This is a genomic window from Gottfriedia acidiceleris (genome assembly GCF_036421055.1).
Classification (GTDB): domain Bacteria; phylum Bacillota; class Bacilli; order Bacillales; family Bacillaceae_G; genus Gottfriedia; species Gottfriedia acidiceleris_C.
The window spans coordinates 1-1,169 of the sequence record NZ_JAZGQS010000039.1 but is presented as its reverse complement, the minus strand read 5'-3'; the positions used below and the strand labels follow the sequence as shown (position 1 = coordinate 1,169).

The window sequence follows — 1,169 nt, the reverse complement described above, 5'->3', positions numbered from 1 at the left end:
ATTGTGGCATTGAACTTACCAGACTGAAATACACTAGGATCAACTCCAGCGAAGGCTACTAATTTTTTTGGATGATCAAACCGTTCTATTTCACCAATTTCAGAGAGTATCGTTGCACCGATTTTTTCTCCGATACCTGGAATAGACTGGATTATCTTATATTCTTCGATATCTTTAGTGAGAGTAGCTATTTGTTCCTCTAAGATAGATAGGTGCTCTTGGTATTGAAGAAGCATTTGAATAAACATATTTAGACTGATTAAATGACTTTGGTAAATAATTTTATCAAAAGGATTATTCATGGCAGCTTCTTTCAATTTAGCTGCTTTTTTTAATGCCCATTGGTAAGAACGTGTTTTACATAGTGAACGGATCTTCTTAGCTAAATTTACTTCACATTCTTTTAAAACTTTTTCAGAGGTGGGAAATTCATTTAATAGATTTAAAGATACTTTAGAAAATAAATCACCAAATACGCGTCTATATTCAGGAAATACTTGATCTAACATGGTGTGAAATTGTAGCTTTGCTTGGATATACAGACCAGTTATCGCCTCATGTTGTCTAGTTAAATGGCGTAGGTTTAAGAGATTAATTCCTCGCTTTTTATAGGGTTCTAATTCTTCTTTATAAAACATTTTACAAAGATTATAGGCATCCATGGCATCAGTTTTTACTTTTCTTAAACTTGTTTTTTTAGACTGATGAGACACTAAAGGATTAATCATAATATACAAGTAATTGTATTTCTCTAAGAATTGAATGACAGGTGCTTGATAATGTCCTGTGGCTTCTAGAATGATAGTAGGTTTAACTAATGACTTCTTTTCTAATTCCTTTAAAAATTGTAGAAAGAAATTTAAACCTTCGCTTGTGTGATAAATTTTGAAGCTTTTTCCGTAAGGAATACTCTTATTTAAAAAGGCTTGTACTTCACTTTCTCCTTTGGAAATATCCAGACCAACTACTGGATTCATTAACATCTCTCCTTCACTTTTTTATACACCAGTAACCTCTAGCTCTTCTTATAGTTTCATAGCTTCGCTTGTTATTCGGGATCAAGTCCCAACCAGCCTCAAACATGTTTCTATAAGTAGAGGGAGAACAGTTTAGTCGACGGGATCATGGTCCCACTGGCAGTTACGTTCTACCCTGGCTACTGTAATCAT

1 protein-coding gene is annotated in these 1,169 nt (G+C 33.7%); it reads right to left on the bottom strand.

What is annotated here, in order from left to right:
• The coding region (locus tag RAH41_RS22400; RefSeq protein WP_331225464.1) for an IS110 family transposase at positions 1 to 977 on the bottom strand (977 nt) is incomplete at its 3' end.
• Positions 978 to 1,169 lie beyond the last annotated feature (192 nt).